The sequence below is a fragment of the Aeromonas oralensis genome (genome assembly GCF_049665575.1).
GTDB classification, from domain to species: Bacteria; Pseudomonadota; Gammaproteobacteria; order Enterobacterales; family Aeromonadaceae; genus Aeromonas; species Aeromonas hydrophila.
Genome location: NZ_CP187186.1, coordinates 3,039,473 through 3,056,559 on the forward strand (window position 1 = coordinate 3,039,473; position 17,087 = coordinate 3,056,559).

General features: G+C 62.4%; 17 protein-coding genes and 1 pseudogene. 8 read left to right on the top strand and 10 right to left on the bottom strand.

Annotated features, from left to right (window positions below; all coding sequences use genetic code 11):
• Positions 1-90: 90 nt before the first annotated feature.
• Positions 91-996 carry a DMT family transporter gene (locus ACPDZI_RS14115; RefSeq protein WP_011706652.1) on the top strand — a complete coding sequence of 302 codons (906 nt, stop codon included), beginning with the start codon at positions 91-93 and terminating at the stop codon, positions 994-996.
• Positions 997-1,007: 11 nt separating this feature from the next.
• Here ACPDZI_RS14115 and rsuA read toward each other — a convergent pair whose 3' ends face one another.
• Positions 1,008-1,700 carry a 16S rRNA pseudouridine(516) synthase RsuA gene (gene rsuA / locus ACPDZI_RS14120; RefSeq protein WP_076361335.1) on the bottom strand — a complete coding sequence of 231 codons (693 nt, stop codon included), beginning with the start codon at positions 1,698-1,700 and terminating at the stop codon, positions 1,008-1,010.
• Positions 1,701-1,874: 174 nt separating this feature from the next.
• Between rsuA and ACPDZI_RS14125 the strand changes: the two genes are divergently transcribed.
• Positions 1,875-3,071: an HD-GYP domain-containing protein gene (locus tag ACPDZI_RS14125; RefSeq protein ID WP_017410410.1), complete on the top strand. Its 1,197-nt coding sequence runs from the start codon at positions 1,875-1,877 to the stop codon at positions 3,069-3,071.
• Here the strand turns inward: ACPDZI_RS14125 and ACPDZI_RS14130 are convergent.
• Positions 3,068-3,256, bottom strand: a complete 189-nt coding sequence (locus tag ACPDZI_RS14130) for a hypothetical protein (protein WP_024942451.1) — start codon at positions 3,254-3,256, stop codon at positions 3,068-3,070. The two genes, ACPDZI_RS14125 and ACPDZI_RS14130, sit on opposite strands and share 4 nt — an antisense overlap.
• 99 nt (positions 3,257-3,355) lie before the next feature.
• Positions 3,356-4,006: a fructose-6-phosphate aldolase gene (gene fsa / locus ACPDZI_RS14135; RefSeq protein ID WP_187268355.1), complete on the bottom strand. Its 651-nt coding sequence runs from the start codon at positions 4,004-4,006 to the stop codon at positions 3,356-3,358.
• Positions 4,007-4,134: 128 nt separating this feature from the next.
• Here fsa and ACPDZI_RS14140 point away from each other — a divergent pair, with 128 nt between their 5' ends.
• From ACPDZI_RS14140 to ACPDZI_RS14160, 5 genes and pseudogenes are all read left to right on the top strand, one after another.
• Positions 4,135-5,031 (top strand): glycyl-radical enzyme activating protein, encoded by an 897-nt coding sequence (locus tag ACPDZI_RS14140; RefSeq protein ID WP_438833336.1) that lies wholly within the window; start codon positions 4,135-4,137, stop codon positions 5,029-5,031.
• 74 nt (positions 5,032-5,105) lie between these two features.
• Positions 5,106-7,538, top strand: a complete 2,433-nt coding sequence (locus tag ACPDZI_RS14145; RefSeq protein ID WP_438833337.1) for a formate C-acetyltransferase/glycerol dehydratase family glycyl radical enzyme — start codon at positions 5,106-5,108, stop codon at positions 7,536-7,538.
• A 92-nt stretch (positions 7,539-7,630) separates the two neighbouring features.
• Positions 7,631-8,377, top strand: a complete 747-nt coding sequence (locus ACPDZI_RS14150) for a DeoR/GlpR family DNA-binding transcription regulator (protein ID WP_029303991.1) — start codon at positions 7,631-7,633, stop codon at positions 8,375-8,377.
• Positions 8,378-8,493: 116 nt separating this feature from the next.
• On the top strand, positions 8,494-9,384 hold the full coding sequence (locus tag ACPDZI_RS14155) for an EamA family transporter (protein ID WP_438833338.1): 891 nt from the start codon (positions 8,494-8,496) through the stop codon (positions 9,382-9,384).
• 121 nt (positions 9,385-9,505) lie between these two features.
• A pseudogene (locus tag ACPDZI_RS14160) lies at positions 9,506-11,360 on the top strand (extracellular solute-binding protein).
• A 115-nt stretch (positions 11,361-11,475) separates the two neighbouring features.
• Here ACPDZI_RS14160 and ACPDZI_RS14165 read toward each other — a convergent pair.
• Together ACPDZI_RS14165 and ACPDZI_RS14170 are read right to left on the bottom strand one after the other, a co-directional pair.
• Positions 11,476-11,868, bottom strand: a complete 393-nt coding sequence (locus ACPDZI_RS14165; RefSeq protein ID WP_005302792.1) for a DUF2750 domain-containing protein — start codon at positions 11,866-11,868, stop codon at positions 11,476-11,478.
• Positions 11,869-11,961: 93 nt separating this feature from the next.
• Complete coding sequence (locus tag ACPDZI_RS14170) at positions 11,962-12,519, bottom strand: hypothetical protein (protein WP_438833339.1); 558 nt, start codon at positions 12,517-12,519, stop codon at positions 11,962-11,964.
• A gap of 250 nt (positions 12,520-12,769) precedes the next feature.
• On the opposite strand from ACPDZI_RS14170, the gene ACPDZI_RS14175 reads away from it, so the two are divergent.
• The gene (locus ACPDZI_RS14175) at positions 12,770-13,018 is read left to right on the top strand and encodes a TIGR02647 family protein (protein WP_011706664.1); all 249 of its coding nucleotides are present in this window, start codon (positions 12,770-12,772) and stop codon (positions 13,016-13,018) included.
• On the opposite strand, the gene ACPDZI_RS14180 is transcribed toward ACPDZI_RS14175, so the two are convergent.
• The 5 genes from ACPDZI_RS14180 to pdhA all read right to left on the bottom strand — a co-directional run bounded on the left by ACPDZI_RS14180 (position 13,005) and on the right by pdhA (position 17,017).
• The gene (locus ACPDZI_RS14180) at positions 13,005-13,310 is read right to left on the bottom strand and encodes a hypothetical protein (protein WP_438833340.1); all 306 of its coding nucleotides are present in this window, start codon (positions 13,308-13,310) and stop codon (positions 13,005-13,007) included. The two genes, ACPDZI_RS14175 and ACPDZI_RS14180, sit on opposite strands and share 14 nt — an antisense overlap.
• A gap of 121 nt (positions 13,311-13,431) precedes the next feature.
• On the bottom strand, positions 13,432-13,641 hold the full coding sequence (locus ACPDZI_RS14185) for a cold-shock protein (RefSeq protein ID WP_005331438.1): 210 nt from the start codon (positions 13,639-13,641) through the stop codon (positions 13,432-13,434).
• Between the two features lie 204 nt (positions 13,642-13,845).
• Positions 13,846-14,946 (bottom strand): dihydrolipoamide acetyltransferase family protein, encoded by a 1,101-nt coding sequence (locus tag ACPDZI_RS14190; RefSeq protein ID WP_438834580.1) that lies wholly within the window; start codon positions 14,944-14,946, stop codon positions 13,846-13,848.
• On the bottom strand, positions 14,943-15,929 hold the full coding sequence (locus ACPDZI_RS14195; RefSeq protein WP_011706667.1) for an alpha-ketoacid dehydrogenase subunit beta: 987 nt from the start codon (positions 15,927-15,929) through the stop codon (positions 14,943-14,945). Before ACPDZI_RS14195 ends, ACPDZI_RS14190 begins: the two co-directional genes overlap by 4 nt.
• Positions 15,926-17,017, bottom strand: coding sequence for a pyruvate dehydrogenase (acetyl-transferring) E1 component subunit alpha (pdhA, locus tag ACPDZI_RS14200; RefSeq protein WP_016351338.1), 1,092 nt, complete (start codon positions 17,015-17,017; stop codon positions 15,926-15,928). Before pdhA ends, ACPDZI_RS14195 begins: the two co-directional genes overlap by 4 nt.
• Between the last annotated feature and the right edge of the window lie 70 nt (positions 17,018-17,087).

The window sequence follows — 17,087 nt, forward strand, 5'->3', positions numbered from 1 at the left end:
TCTCTCGGGCTATTTTTTTCCGTAGTTTTTTATGAGGTGCGAGCGGTTGTCGCCTGCGTCCTTCATCTGGCTACATTTTCAGGAGTTTTTATGGGGTACGAGTGGCTGGCACTGGCAGCAGCCAGTTTATGGGCGGTAGCTGCCCTCATCTCCGTCAAACCGGCGCGCCACCTGGGGGCATTTGCCTATAGCCGCTGGCGTATGTTGCTGGTCAGCCTGATGCTGGGTTCGGCCAGTCTGGCTACCGGCGGCTGGCAGACCCTGACCCAGAGCGCCCTGCCCCTGCTGGCACTGTCGGGGCTAATAGGCATCTTCGTCGGCGACACCGCCCTGTTTGCCTGCATGAACCGGCTGGGGCCAAGACGCAGCGGCCTGCTGTTCTCATGCCATGCCCTCTTCTCCGCCCTGCTCGGCCTCTGGTTGTTTGGTGAGCAGCTCGGTGGCTGGCGACTGGTGGGGGCCATGCTGGTCTTTGCCGGCGTCATGCTGGCCATCCTGTTCGGCCGCCGTGGCAATGCTCAGCAGAATGAATGGGAACAGGTACGCGGCCATCTCGTCATCGGCATCGGTCTAGGCCTGACCGCCGCCTTCTGCCAAAGTTTGGGTGCCATCATCGCCAAACCGGTGATGATGAGTGGCACCGTGGATGCGATCAGCGCCTCCGGCATCCGCATGGGCAGCGCCCTGCTGGCTCACTGCACCCTGCGGGCGCTGAGAGTACCGCTGTCATTGCCGCACAACCCCATCAACCGCCAGGTATTGGGGATGATCGGCATCAACGGTTTTCTGGCGATGGCCATGGGCATGACGCTGATCCTGGTCGCCTTGCGCCAGGGGGACGTCGGCATGGTGGCGATCCTCTCCTCCACCACGCCGGTCATCCTGTTGCCACTGCTGTGGTGGCACTCGGGTCAGCGCCCTTCCCTGGCAGCCTGGGCCGGCGCCCTGCTGGCGACCCTGGGCACCACGCTAGTGCTGGGAGCCAGCGGACACTGACTCCCGAAGGGTCAGAACCGGGCGATCTCGTCGGCGGTCAGCTCGCGATATTCGCCCGGTGCCAGCTCGTCATCCAGCGTCAGGTCGCCCACCCGCTCCCGGTGCAGTCCCACCACCTTGTTGCCAATGGCGGCAAACATCCGCTTCACCTGATGGTACTTGCCCTCGTGGATGGTCAGACGCGCCTCGCACTCTCCCAGGATCTCCAGCTGGGCCGGCCGGGTCTTCTCGGTCTCGCTGCGCAGCAGCACCCCTTCAGCAAACAATGCGATGGCATCCGGGCTGACCGGGTCTGCCAGCCAGACGTGGTAGGTCTTGGCACACTCGTGACGGGGGGAGGTGATGCGATGAGACCACTGACCATCGTCGGTCACCAGCACCAGACCGGTGGTGTCGAGATCGAGCCGCCCCACCACGTGCAGCTTGCCCATGGCCGGCTCGTCCATCAGGAAGAACACGGTGGGGTGATCCGGGTCTTCGTTGGAGCAGACATACCCTTCCGGCTTGTGCAGCATGAAGTAGCGGTTGCGCTGATCCAGGGTCAGGGTGACACCGTCAAATTCCACCTGGCTCTGCTCGTTGATGTGGAAGGCAGGCTGCTTGACTACGATACCGTCCACCATCACCTCTCCCTGCCGGATCAGTTTGCCCGCCAGCGAGCGGGTCAAGTCGGAACAATCGCAAAGAAATTTATCGAGCCGCATGCACAACCTCAGAGTCCATCAAGAAAGGGGCGTCATTATATCGGCCGGGGCCGACAACTCCAGCACTAAGCGCCGCAGCCACCACGCATGTCGCCATGACGAACCGGGGAGCCGGTGTTAGACTGCCAACAGAGGGCCTAACGTTACGCATAATAATAAAGTTCAGGAAGCCGTATGAAGTCGCAAACACCTCATCCCGTTATTCCCGTCAACCAGCTGCAACCCGGCATGTACGTGATCGCCATCATCAGCCAGACCGGCGGCATGGAGATTGCCCAGATGGGGCTGGTGACCACCCGCCAGCAGATCAATGATCTGGTCAAGCGCGGCGTGCTCACGGTGCGGGTCGATCTCGCCCGCAGCAAGCTGCCTGGTATCGAGCAGGTCATCTCCCCCGATCCGGCCATCTCCCCGACCAGCACCCAGCGTCCCTCCGGCAGCGGTAACGGTGAGGGGCGCGAGCTGAAGATCCGCCGGCTTTATCAGGAGGCCCGCGAGCTACAGGGCAAGTTCATCCGCCACCTCAAGGCGGGGGAGCCCATCGACATCACACCGCTGGCGGCGGTCGCCGAGGAGATGGTGGACACCATGTTCACCCACGGTGACGCCATGCTCTGTCTGGCCCGCATTCGCGCCAAGGATGCCTACCTGATGGAGCACTCGATGAACGTCGCCATCCTGCTGGCGAACTTCGGCCGCTATCTGGACCTGGACCGAAGCGTGCTCAAGGAGCTGACCCTGGGCGGCCTGCTGCACGACGTGGGCAAGATCATGACCCCGGACGAAGTGCTCAACAAACCGGGCAAGCTCACCGACGAGGAGTTCGCCGTCATGCGCCAGCACGTGGTGCACAGCTACGAGATCCTGAGCAACACTCCCGGCATCACCGCCACCATGCTGGAGGTGGCCGCCAACCATCACGAACGGCTCGACGGCACCGGTTACCCGCAGCGACTCAAAGGCGAGCAGCTCTCGCTCTATACTCGCATGAGCGGCATTGTCGATGTCTATGACGCCGTTACGGCGGATCGGGTCTACAAGCAGGGGATGCAGCCGACCCAGGCCTTTCGCATTCTGCTCAAGGGGATCAACCACCACTTCGATGCCGAACTGGTTACCAAGTTCATCAAGTGCATGGGGGTCTATCCAGTGGGGACGCTGGTGCAGCTTTCCAACCAGCGGCTGGCCATCGTCATGCAGCGCAATCCCCATGAGCCGCTCAAACCGGTGGTGAAGGTGATTTATCACGGGACCCAGCGCCACTACCTCGAGGTGCAGTGGCTGGATCTTGCCAAGAACGGGGTGCAGGAAACCATCGAGAGCACGGTCGATCCCAAGGAGTTCGGCATCAACCTCGCCAACTTCGTCTAGTCGGCATCCCCCTCCCGCAGCCGCTCGGCGCAGTGCTGGATGAGAAACTCCTCATCCAGCGGCGACAGATCAAAGCGGATGCAGGCCTCTTCGATGGCCCGGATGTCGTGTTGATGGTGCTCGCTGAGCCAGCGCACGGCGCGGCGCAGATCTTCACCATGGGGCAGCAGGGTATGGTCGCTCATGGGGCACCTCCGATCAGCCATCGATAGTGGCCCGTCACAGCGGGCTCTCTCTTCTAGCTTAGCCCGCCTGCCGCCCCTTCATCCTGCCTTCAAGCAGCCTCAGGCAAACGCCCGCTGCCAATCCTGATCAAACTTCGCCAGCGCCGCATCCACCGCCGGCACTCTCAGCAGCTGTTCGGCCACATCGAGCGGCAGCGTGATGGACCGGCAACCTGCCAGCAGGCAGTCGAGCGCCTGGCGCGGGGTGCGAAACGATGCCGCCAGCACCTTGCTGTGCGGCGCGTGCAGCGCCAGCAGCTGTTGCAACTCCTGTACGGTGGCGATGCCATCGCCCCCCTGGGCATCCAGCCGGTTGACGTAGGGCGCCACGTATTCGGCCCCTGCCACCGCCGCCAGCCAGCCCTGCAGCGGGGTATAGACCGCCGTGCCCAGGGTCGGTACCCCGTTGGCCGTCAGAGTCTTGATGGCCGCCAGCCCCTCTTCACATACCGGGATCTTGATCACCAGGTCCCGATCCAGCTCACGCAGGGCAAATGCCTCGCGCACCATCTCGGTCTCGGTCTTGGCCATCACCTGGGCAAACAGGCGTGCCTTGGGCCCTAGCACCTCCCGCAGGGCGGGCAGCAGCTCGGCCAGTGGCATGCCGCCTGCCGCGGTAATGGACGGGTTGGTGGTGACGCCAGCCAGCGGCAGGATCCGTGACCAGCGGCGCACCGCAGCCACATCGGCAGTATCGAGATAAAGCTCCATCTCTGACTCCTTAATGGGATGTTCAATCTGTCGCCATTTTAGCCAGATAACATCCGCAATTTAGTTGATCAAAATCAAATCAACTTTCGAACGAAAGCAAATAGAATGCAAATACAAAAGGAGACGGTATGATTTTCGACCTGCAACGCTATTCAACTCACGATGGCCCCGGCATTCGCACCCTGGTGTTTCTCAAGGGGTGCTCGCTGGCCTGTCGCTGGTGTCAAAACCCGGAAAGCCGCTCTCCCAAGCCGGACATACTACTCGACCGGCGCCAATGCATCGAGGGATGCCGGCTCTGCAGCGACGCCTGCCCGGCAATCTTGCGTGACAGCCAGGGTGTCCAGCTCACTCGCTCAACCCTGCGCAATCAGGATGTGGAACGGCTGCGCGGCCTCTGCCCCAGCGAAGCGCTGCAGGTGTGCGGCCGGGAGGAGAGCCTGGACACCCTGATGGCCACCATCCTGCGGGATCGCCCCTTCTTTGAGCGCAGCGGCGGCGGAGTGACCCTCTCCGGCGGCGAGCCCTTCATGCAGCCCGAATTTGCCGCCGACCTGCTGGCCCGCTGCAAGGCCGAGGGGCTGCATACCGCGGTGGAAAGCTGCCTGCACGTACCCTGGCACCAGATTGAACCAAGCCTCCCCTATCTCGACCTGCTGCTGGCGGATCTCAAGCATGTGGATGAGGAGCGCTTCTTCAACTGGACCCGTGGCAAGGTCGCCCTGCCCCTGGCCAACCTCAGACGTCTGGCCGAGCGCGGCGTGGCCATGCAGATCCGGGTGCCGCTCATCCCCGGCTTCAATGCCGACCGAGCATCCATAGAGGCCATCACCCAAGCTGCCGCCAACCTCGGCACCGTGCAGGAGATCCACTTTCTCCCCTACCACACCCTGGGCGCGGGCAAGTACGCCTTGCTCGACCAACCCTATCAAGCACCACCGCAACCGCTCGATGACCCGGCACTGCTCGCCTTTGCCCATGAGTGTGCCAGTGCGCAGGGGCTGACCCCGCTCACCCGGGGCTAGCAACACCCCATGACATCCGCCACTGACCGTCCACTTACCGTCAACTCACCGCCCAATGACCAGAGGATAAGACCATGACCCAGCTCGACCTCACCACCCTGCCCCCGCGGATCCGTGCCCACAAGGAGAGCCTGATCCACATCGTCCAGCCGCCGGTCTGCACCGAGCGGGCCCGCCACTACACGCAAGCCTATCAGGCCCACCTGGCCCGGCCGCTGCCGGTGCGCCGTGCCCTGGCGCTGGCCCACCACCTCAAGGAGCGCACCATCTGGATCAAGCACGACGAGCTCATCGTCGGCAACCAGGCCAGCCAAGTGCGGGCGGCGCCGCTCTTTCCCGAATACACGGTGAGCTGGATCGAGAAGGAGATCGATGAGCTGGCGGATCGCCCCGGCGCCGGTTTTGCGGTGAGCGAGGCTGACAAGCTGGCCATCCACGCACTCACCCCCTTCTGGCGTGGCCAGACGGTGCAGGATCGCTGCTACGGCCTCTTTACCGACGAGCAGAAGGGGCTGCTGGAGAGTGGCATCATCAAGGCCGAGGGCAACATGACCTCGGGGGATGCGCACCTCGCGGTCAACTATGAGCAGCTGCTTGCTCTCGGTCTCGACGGCCTCAAGGTCAAGGTGGCCGAGCGGCGCGGCCGGCTCGATCTGGCGGACTGGGCTGATCTGCAGCGCGAGCAGTTCCTGCAGGCCGTCGCCATCACCTTCGATGCCGTCAGCCAGCACATCGAGCGTTACGCCGCACTGGCCCGTGAACTGGCGCAGCAGGAGCCGCGCCCCGAGCGCCGCTGTGAGCTTGAGACCATAGCCCTCAACTGCGCCCACATCGCCCACCGGCCTCCCGAGACCTTCTGGCAGGCGCTGCAGCTTTGCTACTTCATCCAGCTCATCCTGCAGATCGAGTCCAACGGCCACTCGGTGTCGTTTGGCCGGATGGACCAGTACCTCTACCCCTGGTATCGCCGCGAAGTAGAGCTGTCGGAATCCCTGCCGCGCACACGCGCCATCGAGCTGCTGCAAGGGTGCTGGCTCAAGTTGCTGGAGGTGAACAAGATCCGCTCCGGCACCCACTCCAAGGCATCCGCCGGCAGCCCGCTCTATCAGAACGTCACCATCGGCGGCCAGAACTGGCAGGGGGGCAAGGCCCATGACGCAGTCAACGGCCTCTCCTACGCGATTCTGGAGTCCTGCGGCCAGTTGCGCTCGACCCAGCCCAACCTCTCGGTGCGCTACCACGCCGGCATGAGCGAGGATTTCCTCGACGCCTGCATTCAGGTGATCCGCTGCGGCTTTGGCATGCCCGCTTTCAACAACGATGAGGTGGTGATCCCCGAGTTCATCAAGCTCGGCGTAAGTGAGGAGGATACCCACCACTACGCTGCCATCGGCTGCATCGAAACCGCAGTGCCCGGCAAGTGGGGCTATCGCTGCACCGGCATGAGCTTCATCAACTTCGCCCGCATCCTGCTGGCGGCGCTCGATGGCGGCCGCGACGCCACCACTGGCAAGGTCTTCCTGCCCCAGCCCCAGTCACTGCGGCAAGGCACGTTCGGCCACTTCGACGAGGTGATGGCCCGCTGGGACGAGCAGGTACGCTACTTCACCCGAAAATCCATCGAGATCGATTGCGTGGTCGACAGCGTGCTGGAGGCTCAGGCCCACGACATCCTCTGCAGCGCCCTGGTGGATGACTGCATCGAGCGCGGCAAGACCATCAAGCAGGGGGGCGCCGTCTATGACTGGGTCTCCGGCCTGCAGGTGGGGATCGCCAACCTGGGCAACAGCCTGGCGGCGCTGAAGAAACTGGTGTTCGAACAGGGAGTGGTGGATCAGCGCGAGCTGGCCGAAGCGCTCGAGCAGGATTTTGCCGGTGTCAAAGGCGAGCAACTTCGCATGCGCCTCACCAATGCCGCCCCCAAATATGGCAACGATCTGGACGAGGTAGACATGCTGCTGGTACAGGCCTACCAGAGCTACATCGACGAGCTCAAGGGGCTGCACAACACCCGCTTCGGCCGCGGCCCCATCGGCGGCACCTACTATGCGGGCACCTCCTCCATCTCGGCCAACGTGCCGTTCGGTGCGGCCACCATGGCTACGCCGGATGGTCGCCACGCCCGCACCCCGCTGGCAGAAGGGGCCAGCCCAGCGTCGGGGTCGGATCGTCTCGGCCCCACGGCGGTGTTCAACTCGCTCGGCAAGCTGCCCACCCCGGCCATCCTCGGCGGGGTGCTGCTCAATCAGAAGCTGAGCCCGGCCAGCCTTGAAAACGAGCGGGACAAGGCCAAGCTGATGAGCCTGCTGCGCACCTTCTTCGAGGTGCACAAGGGGTGGCACGTGCAGTACAACATCGTCTCGCGCGAAACCCTGCTGGCCGCCAAGGCCCATCCCGACCAGTATCGGGATCTGGTGGTGCGGGTGGCGGGCTATTCGGCCTTCTTCACCGCCTTATCCCCCGATGCGCAAGATGATATCATCGCCCGCACCGAGCACAGTCTCTGACGGGCCCCACCAGGGGCAGCTGTGCCCCATTATGACCGGCAAGCCACCCGCGCGGTGGCTTGCCGCTATCCACTGCCAGCCAGCGAGGCCCCATGAACCCACGCCACCAACTGATCCTCACCCTGGTCCATCAGGCCCGCAAGATGAGCGTGAGCGAGCTCTCCCAACGTACTGGGGTATCGGAAGTGACGGTGCGCAACGACCTGACTGCCCTTGAAAAACAGGGACTGCTCAAGCGGGTGCACGGCTCGGCCATGGCGCTGGAGAGCGACGATCCCGACGCCCGGATGAACATCAACTATCTGCTCAAGGAGCGCCTCGCCGAGCGGGCCGCCCAGCTGGTGGAGGATGGCGAGACGGTCTTTATCGAAGGGGGCAGCGCCAACGCCCTGCTTGCCCGCCATCTGGCCCTGCACAAGCGGGTCACCATCATCACCATCAGCAGCTACATCGCCCACCTGCTGCGCGATACCCAGGCCCAGGTGGTGCTGCTCGGTGGCCTGTTCCAGCATCAGAGCGAGAGCGTGGTGGGGCCGCTGACGCGCCTCTGCATCGAGCAGGTGCACTTCTCCAAGGCTTTCATCGGGGTAGACGGTTTTCACCCCGAGATGGGCTTCACCGGCCGCGACATGATGCGGGCCGACGTGGTCAACAGCGTGCTGGCCAAGGGGGTGACCAATGTGGTCATCACCGACAGCAGCAAGTTCGGCGCCATCCACCCGAGTCCGCTCGGCACGCCGGGCCAGATCGGCGTGCTGGTCACCGACGACGCCCTGCCCGCCCCCATGCGGGCCACCCTGACTGCACGCGGCATCACAGTGCACTGCGTCGCAGCCTGATCCACCCGTTGCAGGGTTGTCCCCCGCCTGGCGGCTTGACGGCGCCCACCGAGGCTGAGGTATGCTCGTCCTCTTTTGGCCTCTCCTGCCAGAGGCCACACACCGAAGGACGCCGCATGCACACCAAGGACAAGTTTCTGGCCGCTCTGGTCATCCTCTGCTGGGGGCTCAACTTCGTCGCCATCAAGTGGGGGCTGGAGGGGATTCCCCCGCTGCTGCTGGGGGCGCTGCGCTTCGTCGGGGTGGTCTTTCCCGCCATCTTGCTGGTCCCCAGACCCGCCATGCCGTGGCGCTGGCTGCTGGCCTATGGCGGTGCCATCAGTCTGGGCCAGTTCTCCTTTCTGTTCTGCGCCATGAAGTTCGGCATGCCGGCGGGCATGGCCTCGCTGGTGCTGCAATCCCAGGTGGTGTTCACCCTGCTGTTCGCCATGATCTGGCTGGGTGAGCGCTGGCAACCCCATCACTGGGTGGCCCTGCCGCTGGCGGGGGCCGGGCTCTATCTCATCGCCACCCATGGCGAAGGTAATCTCACTCTGCTCGGCTTTGTGCTGACCCTCTGCGCGGCCGCCTGCTGGGGCCTTGGCAACGTCATCAATCGCCAGATTGGGCTGCTCTACCAGACCACGCTGCCGAGCCTTATCGCCTGGGGCGGACTGGTGCCCATCCTTCCCTTCCTTGCGCTCTCCTGGTTGTTCGAGGGGCCCGAGCTGATGGCCAGCAGCCTGCTCAACATCAGCTGGCAGGGTTTCCTGTGCGTGCTCTATCTCTCCTTTGTCGCCACCTGGCTCGGCTACGGCCTGTGGGGGCGACTGCTGATGCGCTATCCGGTAGCGCAGGTGGCTCCCCTCTCCCTGCTGGTACCCTGCGTCGGCATGGTGGCGGCAGCCCTGCTGCTGGACGAGCACCCCACCCACTTGCAATGGCTGGGCTCGGCCCTGGTGCTGCTGGGATTCGTGGTGCATCTGCTGGGCGGCCGGCTGCGCTGGTTCAAGCCGCAGGCCGTCTGATCCTTATTTGCCCGCCGCCATTGACCAGGGCGGGGAAACTTTCCATGATGAGCCAGCCCCCATCGGGGCTGGAGCCACCAGCGAGTGGCCTGCAGGACGCAGCCATCAGGAGAGCAAGGACATGCCATCGACCTTCACCGCCAACCCCCGCATCATCATCCCGCGCCTTCTGCGCACCAGCGCCATTGCCCTGACCCTCTGTCTGAGCCACTACGGCTGGAGCGCCACCCTGCCAGCCGATCTGACGTGGGAGAGCAACAACGCGGATCCCGCTTTCGCGGATCCGGGCCGCCAAGCGGGGCGGTACCTTTCGCGGTTTCATGACCAGTTTTCCGCTGACCCTGCGGGTATACGGCCCGGACTCCAACGGCGGCTTCGCCGGCTATATGCGGGAGACCAACCTGCCGCTCTTGAGCACCCATCCCGTCACCGGCAAGCCCATGCCGATGCTGGCCAACGAATGGGCCTTCGGGCCTGACCACAAGACCCTCTATCTGCGCATCAATCCCAAGGCGCGTTGGTCGGACGGCCAACCGGTCACCGCCGATGACTGGCTGTTCACCCTCAAGCTGCTGCGCAGCAAGGAGATCAACGATCCCTGGTACAACAACTACTACAGCACCCAGATAAGCGAGGTGACCAAGTTTGATGACCACACCCTGGCCATCTCCAGCGGCAGTGCCAAGAGTCGCCAGGATCTGCTGGAATCCCTGCCCTTCAGCCCAGCCCCCAGCCACGCCATCAAGATCACCGCCGACTGGGTCAAGGCGTACAACTGGAAGCTGCTGCCGGTGACCGGCCCCTATCAGCTTGGCGAGGTGAAAAAGGGCAAGTCGGTCACCTTCGAGCGGGTCAAGGATTGGTGGGGCAATGACGAGCGCTACTTCCAGCACCGTTTCAATCCGGACAGGATCGAGCTCAAGGTGCTCAGGGATCAGAACATCGCCTGGCAGCACTTCCTGCGCGGCGAACTCGATACCTTCCCACTGGTGATGCCCAACTGGTGGCACGACAAGAGCAAAACGCCGGAGTTCGCCAAGGGCTATATCGAGCGACTCTGGTTCTACAACCAGACGCCCCAGCCCCCAACGGGGCTCTATCTCAACACCGCCGACCCGCTGCTGAGCAATCTCGATGTGCGGCTCGGCATCCAGCACGCCCTCAATCTCGACAAGATGCTCACCACCCTGCTGCGGGGGGATTACCAGCGCCTCAACAGCTACGGCTCCGGCCAGGGGGAGTTCACCAACACCGATCTCAAGGCCCGTCCGTTTGATCCTGAGCTGGCGCGCCACTACTTCGCCAAGGCCGGTTTCACCAAGCCCGGCCCCGACGGTACCCTGCAAAACAGCCAGGGCCAGCCGCTGACCCTGGCCATCACCTACACCACGGCGGAGCACGCCCAGCGCCTCACCCTGCTGCGCGAAGAGGCCAAGAAGGCGGGGCTCAACCTCGAGCTCAACCTGATGGATGCCTCGGCCGGCTTCAAGTCGATGCTGGAGAAAAAACACCAGAGCGCCTGGATGGCCTGGTCAGGCAGCCGTTATCCCGCCTATTGGGAGTTCTTCCACAAGATCAACGCCAACAAGCCGCAGACCAACAACATCATGAACATCGATGATGACGCCATCACGGCTCTGGTGGAGCAGTACGACAAGGAGTTCGACTTCGCCAAAAAAGCGGCGCTGTCGCGCCAGATCCAGCAGCGGCTCTATGAGCTGGCCAGCTTTGTGCCCGCCTACCAGGTGCCCTACACCCGGGAAGGGGCCTGGCGCTGGATAAAACTGCCCAAGCTGCCGGCGACGCCCAAGAGCGAGGTGCTCTACTGGCCGCTGGATGGCAGCAACAGCGGCTACAGCTATGGCGGCCTGTTCTGGATTGATGAAGAGGCCAAGACGCAGACCCAGGCCGCCATCAAGGCGGGCCAGGCCTTCTCGGCCGTCACCCGGGTTGATACCACCTATCAGCAAAAATAGGGGGCCTGCGCAGCCTGCCTCTTTGCCAAGGTTTGCCTAGGCCACCAACAAAAAGACCCCGCACATTGGCGGGGTCTTTTTTGCAACCGGGGTTGCCAGCCGGCAGCAGAAGCGATTAACCGCGCTTGGCCTGCTTCTGGGCGATGGCGTCGGCCACGTCGGCCGGCTCCAGCACGATACCTTCCTGATCCGGGGTCGGGAACACGGCAACGCACAGTTCATCCTGCTCCATGCCGTCGATCCAGCGCTCCAGCCACACCTTGAGGGTAATGGACTGCGGCTTGCAGTCAGCCCACTCCCCTTCGGCCCACGCCTTGGCGTATTCCGGGTGCGGCCATACCGGGATGCAGTCTTCATCGTCGGTGGTCAGCATCATGACGCCGTGCTCGTCGGTCAGAACGAACAGCTCTTCGTGCTCGACCAGCTTGCTGATGAAGTGATCAAAGCGGTAGTCCGCGTTCAGTTGCAGCGCTGCATTGCGCTCGGTGTCGCTCAGTTCATAGCTCATCGGTCAAGTCTCTTGTGCAATAAAGGGCGCCATGTTCACATCTTGCCGGCGCCTTGTCCAGTATGAGAGATCGGTCACCGATTTTTCGCGATCTCATCCCAGCTCGGGGGTCACCAGGGTGATCTCCGCCATCTCGCTGAAACGCTGGCGCAGCCAGTAGGCGGACTCCACCTCGACGAAGCAGAGCTGCTCTTGTCCAGCCAGGGCAGCGGCCATGATCTGCTCGAAACGGGCCTGTTGCTGCGCTTGCCAGGCGGCGGCCAGCTTGCCGCCATGGGCCTCATCCACCACCTCACGGCGCAACTCGAACAGGTTGTCGGTGATTGGGCTGTTGATCTTGGCCGGGCTGTGCCAGTACATCAGCAAATTGTCCATCATCTCGCTGTCGTAATTGGCCAGCGCATCCAGTTCAGGCGTCGCCCCCTCTTCACCGGTAGCAAAATCACACCAGGCTACCGTCAGCGGAGCCAAGGTCTGGGCGGCTGCCCCCTTGCCATGCTGACGCAGGGCGGCGACATCCGCTCCCTTGCAGGCTGGCAGCCAGACATCGCCCTGATGCTGCTCGAGCAGGGGCAACAACAGGGAGGCGGGATAGACGGGGAAACGCGTCCCCAGTGTGTGCAGCAGTGATACCAGTGTGATCTTGACCATGGAATACGCCTTGAACCGGAGGCCGATACGCAGCGTTCGGCCAGAAAGACAAAGGAGGCTCCTATCCTATCATGTTTGGCATGGCAGGGGCGGACTCAACTACGCCTCCTGCAAGCACTGGCAGGACGACCAAAAAAGCAGCGTTTGAGCACGTATGGAAAGGAGAAAGCCCAATAGTTTGAGCCAGCGCCCACTAAAGTGGATCCGGGAATGCTAGTTTGCATACATCTTTAGCGTAAGGAGTGCATTCATGATCGGGATCGACCAGGTTTCTAACGAGTTTGTAAACGATTTGAAAATACTGGCATGTTTTGATCCGGCCAACATGAGCCTAGGGATCAAGTTGCGCAGCGACATGTCCGATGAACTCTGCCAGGCAGCGTCACGCCTGCATCAACAGGGGCTCATCAGCGCGGAAGATGGTGGCTATCTGACGCCATTCGGCATGACCATGGTAGAGCACCTGCAGCACCTGCTGGTCGCACTCAAACCGCTTTGATCGCTTTGGGAGCCCACAGCGAAAAGTTGAGCAGTTCCCAGCGTTTCCCCTGACGCAGCAGACAGGCAAACAACAAAGGACCTTCGGGTCCTTTTACTTTGCCATCGACCATCCACTCCCCCACCCGTTTTGGCAATGGTTGAGCCTTGATCTCGTCAGGCAAGGAGCCACCGCCCACACGCACCTCGACAAGCTGCTGGCATACGGCTTTTGCCTCGGCCTCGACAGTATCCTGCCCCTGTACATCGGCGGAGGTGATCAGCGTGGCGGCAAACAGAAGAGATGGCAGCATAGTGGAGGCAACGAGAGAGTAGGAAGTGGCACCGTTCACTCTCTGTAGATGGGAGTGAAACGTCCATAAACAAAAAGCCGTGGAACCAGAGGCACCACGGCTTTCTTAAATTCTGTAAGAATTACAGAGCAGTTACGTTCTCAGCCTGCGGGCCTTTCTGACCTTGGGTCACAGAGAACTGTACGCGCTGACCTTCAGCCAGGGTACGGAAACCGTTACCGCTGATAGCGCTGAAGTGAACGAAAACGTCCGGGCCGTTTTCTTGCTGGATGAAGCCAAAACCTTTGGTTTCGTTGAAAAACTTAACGGTACCGGTGATCATGTTAGACATATCTTTAAACCTGTATTCAAAATAATTACTTATGCTTTTCAGCGGATAAAGCTCAAAAAACGGGATTAACTTATGAACAACAGGAAAAGATGTAAAACATCATATTCATTGACATAACTATCGCCCTTTCAAGCTGGTTTAGATTATACGTGGCTTTGGGGATTACGCAAACAATTTGTGCCCTGCCACGGCAGGGCACACCTGTCACAATGCGGGGGCTTCCAGCGCCTGTACCAGAGCCTTGAGGAAGCGTGCCGCTTCACCGCCGGTGCAGGCTCTGTGGTCAAACGTCATCGACAACGGCAGTGCTCTGACCGGGCGTGCCTCCCCATGAATGAACACGACTTTCTCGAACAATTTGCCCGCCCCTATGATGGCCACCTGAGGCGGCGTCACGATCGGGCTGGCATAACGCCCCGCGATGGCGCCGAAGTTGGTGAGAGTGATGGTCGCCCCCTGCAACATCTCGCGCGGCACGGCGCGCGCCTTCACGTCGGCAATCATGCGATCCAGCCCTTGGCGCAGATCGGCCCCTTCCCGCTCGGCCACGTTTTCCATGACCGGCACGTAGAGCCCATGCTTGGAATCCACCGCAATGGCCACGTTGACCTCTCTGAACAGCCGCCTTGACAAGGTGTCGCCGTCAAACCAGGCGTTCATGGAGGGTTCCGCCCGACAAGCCACGCCGATGGCCTTGATGAGGCGTACTGTGACGTCCTCATCAGGGCGCCAGTGACGCAAGTCCACCTCATCGGTGATGCTGACCGGCACTACCGTTTTATGGGACAGCTCCATCGCCTTGGCCATGGCCCGGCGCGAGCCCTTGAGGAACTCGTTGCCACTGCTCTGCTGGGCCTCGAATGCCTGCTGCACGTCCTGCTCGGTCACCATGCCGGCACTGCCGCTCCCCTTGAGCCGCTCGATATCCAGCCCCAGTTTCTGGGCCAGCAGGCGCACGGCCGGCATGGCCTGCACCAGAGCACCGCCGGGAGCAATGACTCCCACCACGAAGTGATCCTCGATGTGCTGCTGATGGGCATTGACCTTGCCGACGACGGTGCCGTCATCCTCGCCGCCTTCAAACTCCACCAGCGGTGCGCCGATGTGCAGAATGTCCCCCTCGGCACCACACAGCCTGGCGATGACCCCCGCCACTGGCGAAGGTACATCCACCAGCGCCTTGGCCGTCTCTACTGACAGCAACACCTGGTCGACACTCACGGTATCGCCGGCGCTGACCTTCCATTCGACGATCTCGGCTGCGGCCAAGCCTTCACCCAGATCCGGTAATTTGAAAAATTTCATAGCCACTGGTTCTCCATCAGCTGATGAGCCGCATCGGCAATGTCCTGCTCGGTGATGAGGTAGTACTCTTCGTTGCGGTAATAGGGGACGGCAGCATCCACCCCGGTGAGCCGTCTGGGCGGAGCCTTGAGGGAAGTCAGCGCCTCCTCGGTGACCCGCGCCACGATCTCGGCGCCGACCCCGAAGCTGCCGCACGCTTCGTGCACTACCAACAGGCGACCGGTCTTGCGAACCGACGCCAGAATGCTCTCCATGTCCAGCGGCTTGATGGTGGCGAGATCCAGCACTTCGCATTGAATGTCCTGCTCCGCCAACAGGTTCGCTGCCCGCATTACCTCCTGGATGCAGGCTCCCCAAGCAACGACCGTGATGTCGCGGCCGGGACGCAGGGTAAAGCAGACATCGAGCGGCAGACCGATGCCGTCATCCACTACGTCGGATTTCATCGAGCGATAGATGCGATCTGGCTCGAAGAACATCACGGGATCCGGATCGCGAATGGCCGACAACAGCAGGCCATATGCCCGCTTCGGGCTGGAGGGGATCACCACCCGCAGTCCGGGAATGTGGGCGAACAGGGCTTCCACGCTCTCGCTGTGGTGTTCGGGGGAGTGAATGCCGGCGCCGTAGGGGGAGCGGTAGACGATGGGGCAGGTGATGCGGCCCCGGGTGCGATTGCGCATCCGCGCCGCCTGGCAGATGATCTGCTCCATGCCTGGGAAGATGAAGCCCTGAAACTGGAATTCAGCCACGGGCTTGAGCCCCTGGGTGGCCATCCCGACCGCCACCCCGGCGATCAGCCCCTCGGCCAGCGGGGTATCGATCACCCGCTTGAAGCCGAACTTGTCGCGCAGGCCCACGGTGGCACGAAACACCCCGCCGTTGACCCCCACATCCTCGCCGAGTACCACCACGTCCGGGTCCCGCTCCATCTCGTGATGCAACGCCAGATTGACGGCCTCGAGCAACGTCATATCACTCATGCTTCCTCCCCGCTGTGCTGCTGCATGCCCTTGGCGATGATGCGCTGGCGCTGCGTGCGGTAATCCTTCGGCAACTCGGCAAACTGATAGTCGAGCAGGGTTTCCGGGGCCTGCGCCGCCGTGTTTTCATACACGGCAACCGCGCGCTCGACCTCGCGGGCCGCCTCGGCCAGCAATGCCTGCTCCTGCTGCTCGTCCCACCAGCCCTGCTCAAACATGAACTGGCGCAGCCGCTTGACCGGCTCCTTGGCCCAGGCGGCTTCCACCTCGGCCGCTTCCCGATAACGGGTCGCATCGTCGGCCGTGGTGTGATCCCCCAGCCGATAGCTGACCGCCTCGATCAGGGTCGGCCCCTTGCCGCTGCGGGCGCGCTCGACGGCGCTGCGGGTGGCCTCATAGACGGCGACCACGTCGTTGCCATCCACCTGAATGCTGCGCACGCCGGCCCCTATCCCTTTCTGGGCCAGGGTGGGCGCGCTCGACTGCAGCTTGCGCGGTACCGAAATGGCCCACTGGTTGTTGTTGATGATCATCACCATGGGCAGGTGCCAGACGCCTGCACAGTTGAGCCCCTCCAGAAAGTCACCCTTGGAGGTGCCGCCATCGCCGATGGTGACCACGGCGACCCTGGCTTGATTGCGCAGTTTGAAGGCCGCGGCGATACCGGCGGCATGGGTGATCTGGGTGGCGATGGGTACGCAGATGGGCAGGTCCTCGGAGAGTTCGCCATCCGCCTTGTAAAAGACGCTGCCACGCTCGTCCCCGCCCCAGTACTGCAGGTTTTTCTCCATGGGCACGCCCCGTACATAGAGGGTGGGCATATCCCGGTAGTAGGGCACGTAGACATCCTGCGGCTGCATGGCGAGCCCGACCCCAATCCCGACCGCCTCGGCGCCCAGGTGGGAGGGAAACGTACCAAGCTTGCCGGTTCGCTGCAGCGCGATCGCTTTCTTGTCATAGCTGCGCACCATCACCATGTTGCGGTAGAAGGTGTGCAGTATCGCCTTGTCCAGCCAGGTCGGTAGTGTAGCGACCGGACGCCCTTCCTCATCGAGGTAACGAAGGAAAGGGATGTCGACATGGGTCATAACTGGCTCCTTGCCGTTGTCAACGTCACCACCATGAGGTGACCCTTTGAATGTAAATAGATTGTTAATC

Coding starts and splice junctions, on each gene's coding strand:
- ACPDZI_RS14125 (WP_017410410.1), top strand. CDS start 1,875: ATGAAGTCGCAAACACCTCATCCCGTTATTCCCGTCAACCAGCTGCAA.
- ACPDZI_RS14130 (WP_024942451.1), bottom strand. CDS start 3,256: ATGAGCGACCATACCCTGCTGCCCCATGGTGAAGATCTGCGCCGCGCC.
- ACPDZI_RS14195 (WP_011706667.1), bottom strand. CDS start 15,929: ATGAGTGATATGACGTTGCTCGAGGCCGTCAATCTGGCGTTGCATCAC.
- fsa (WP_187268355.1), bottom strand. CDS start 4,006: ATGGAGCTTTATCTCGATACTGCCGATGTGGCTGCGGTGCGCCGCTGG.
- ACPDZI_RS14175 (WP_011706664.1), top strand. CDS start 12,770: ATGATCGGGATCGACCAGGTTTCTAACGAGTTTGTAAACGATTTGAAA.
- ACPDZI_RS14140 (WP_438833336.1), top strand. CDS start 4,135: ATGATTTTCGACCTGCAACGCTATTCAACTCACGATGGCCCCGGCATT.
- ACPDZI_RS14190 (WP_438834580.1), bottom strand. CDS start 14,946: ATGAAATTTTTCAAATTACCGGATCTGGGTGAAGGCTTGGCCGCAGCC.
- ACPDZI_RS14170 (WP_438833339.1), bottom strand. CDS start 12,519: ATGGTCAAGATCACACTGGTATCACTGCTGCACACACTGGGGACGCGT.
- rsuA (WP_076361335.1), bottom strand. CDS start 1,700: ATGCGGCTCGATAAATTTCTTTGCGATTGTTCCGACTTGACCCGCTCG.
- ACPDZI_RS14145 (WP_438833337.1), top strand. CDS start 5,106: ATGACCCAGCTCGACCTCACCACCCTGCCCCCGCGGATCCGTGCCCAC.
- ACPDZI_RS14155 (WP_438833338.1), top strand. CDS start 8,494: ATGCACACCAAGGACAAGTTTCTGGCCGCTCTGGTCATCCTCTGCTGG.
- ACPDZI_RS14180 (WP_438833340.1), bottom strand. CDS start 13,310: ATGCTGCCATCTCTTCTGTTTGCCGCCACGCTGATCACCTCCGCCGAT.
- ACPDZI_RS14185 (WP_005331438.1), bottom strand. CDS start 13,641: ATGTCTAACATGATCACCGGTACCGTTAAGTTTTTCAACGAAACCAAA.
- pdhA (WP_016351338.1), bottom strand. CDS start 17,017: ATGACCCATGTCGACATCCCTTTCCTTCGTTACCTCGATGAGGAAGGG.
- ACPDZI_RS14165 (WP_005302792.1), bottom strand. CDS start 11,868: ATGAGCTATGAACTGAGCGACACCGAGCGCAATGCAGCGCTGCAACTG.
- ACPDZI_RS14150 (WP_029303991.1), top strand. CDS start 7,631: ATGAACCCACGCCACCAACTGATCCTCACCCTGGTCCATCAGGCCCGC.
- ACPDZI_RS14115 (WP_011706652.1), top strand. CDS start 91: ATGGGGTACGAGTGGCTGGCACTGGCAGCAGCCAGTTTATGGGCGGTA.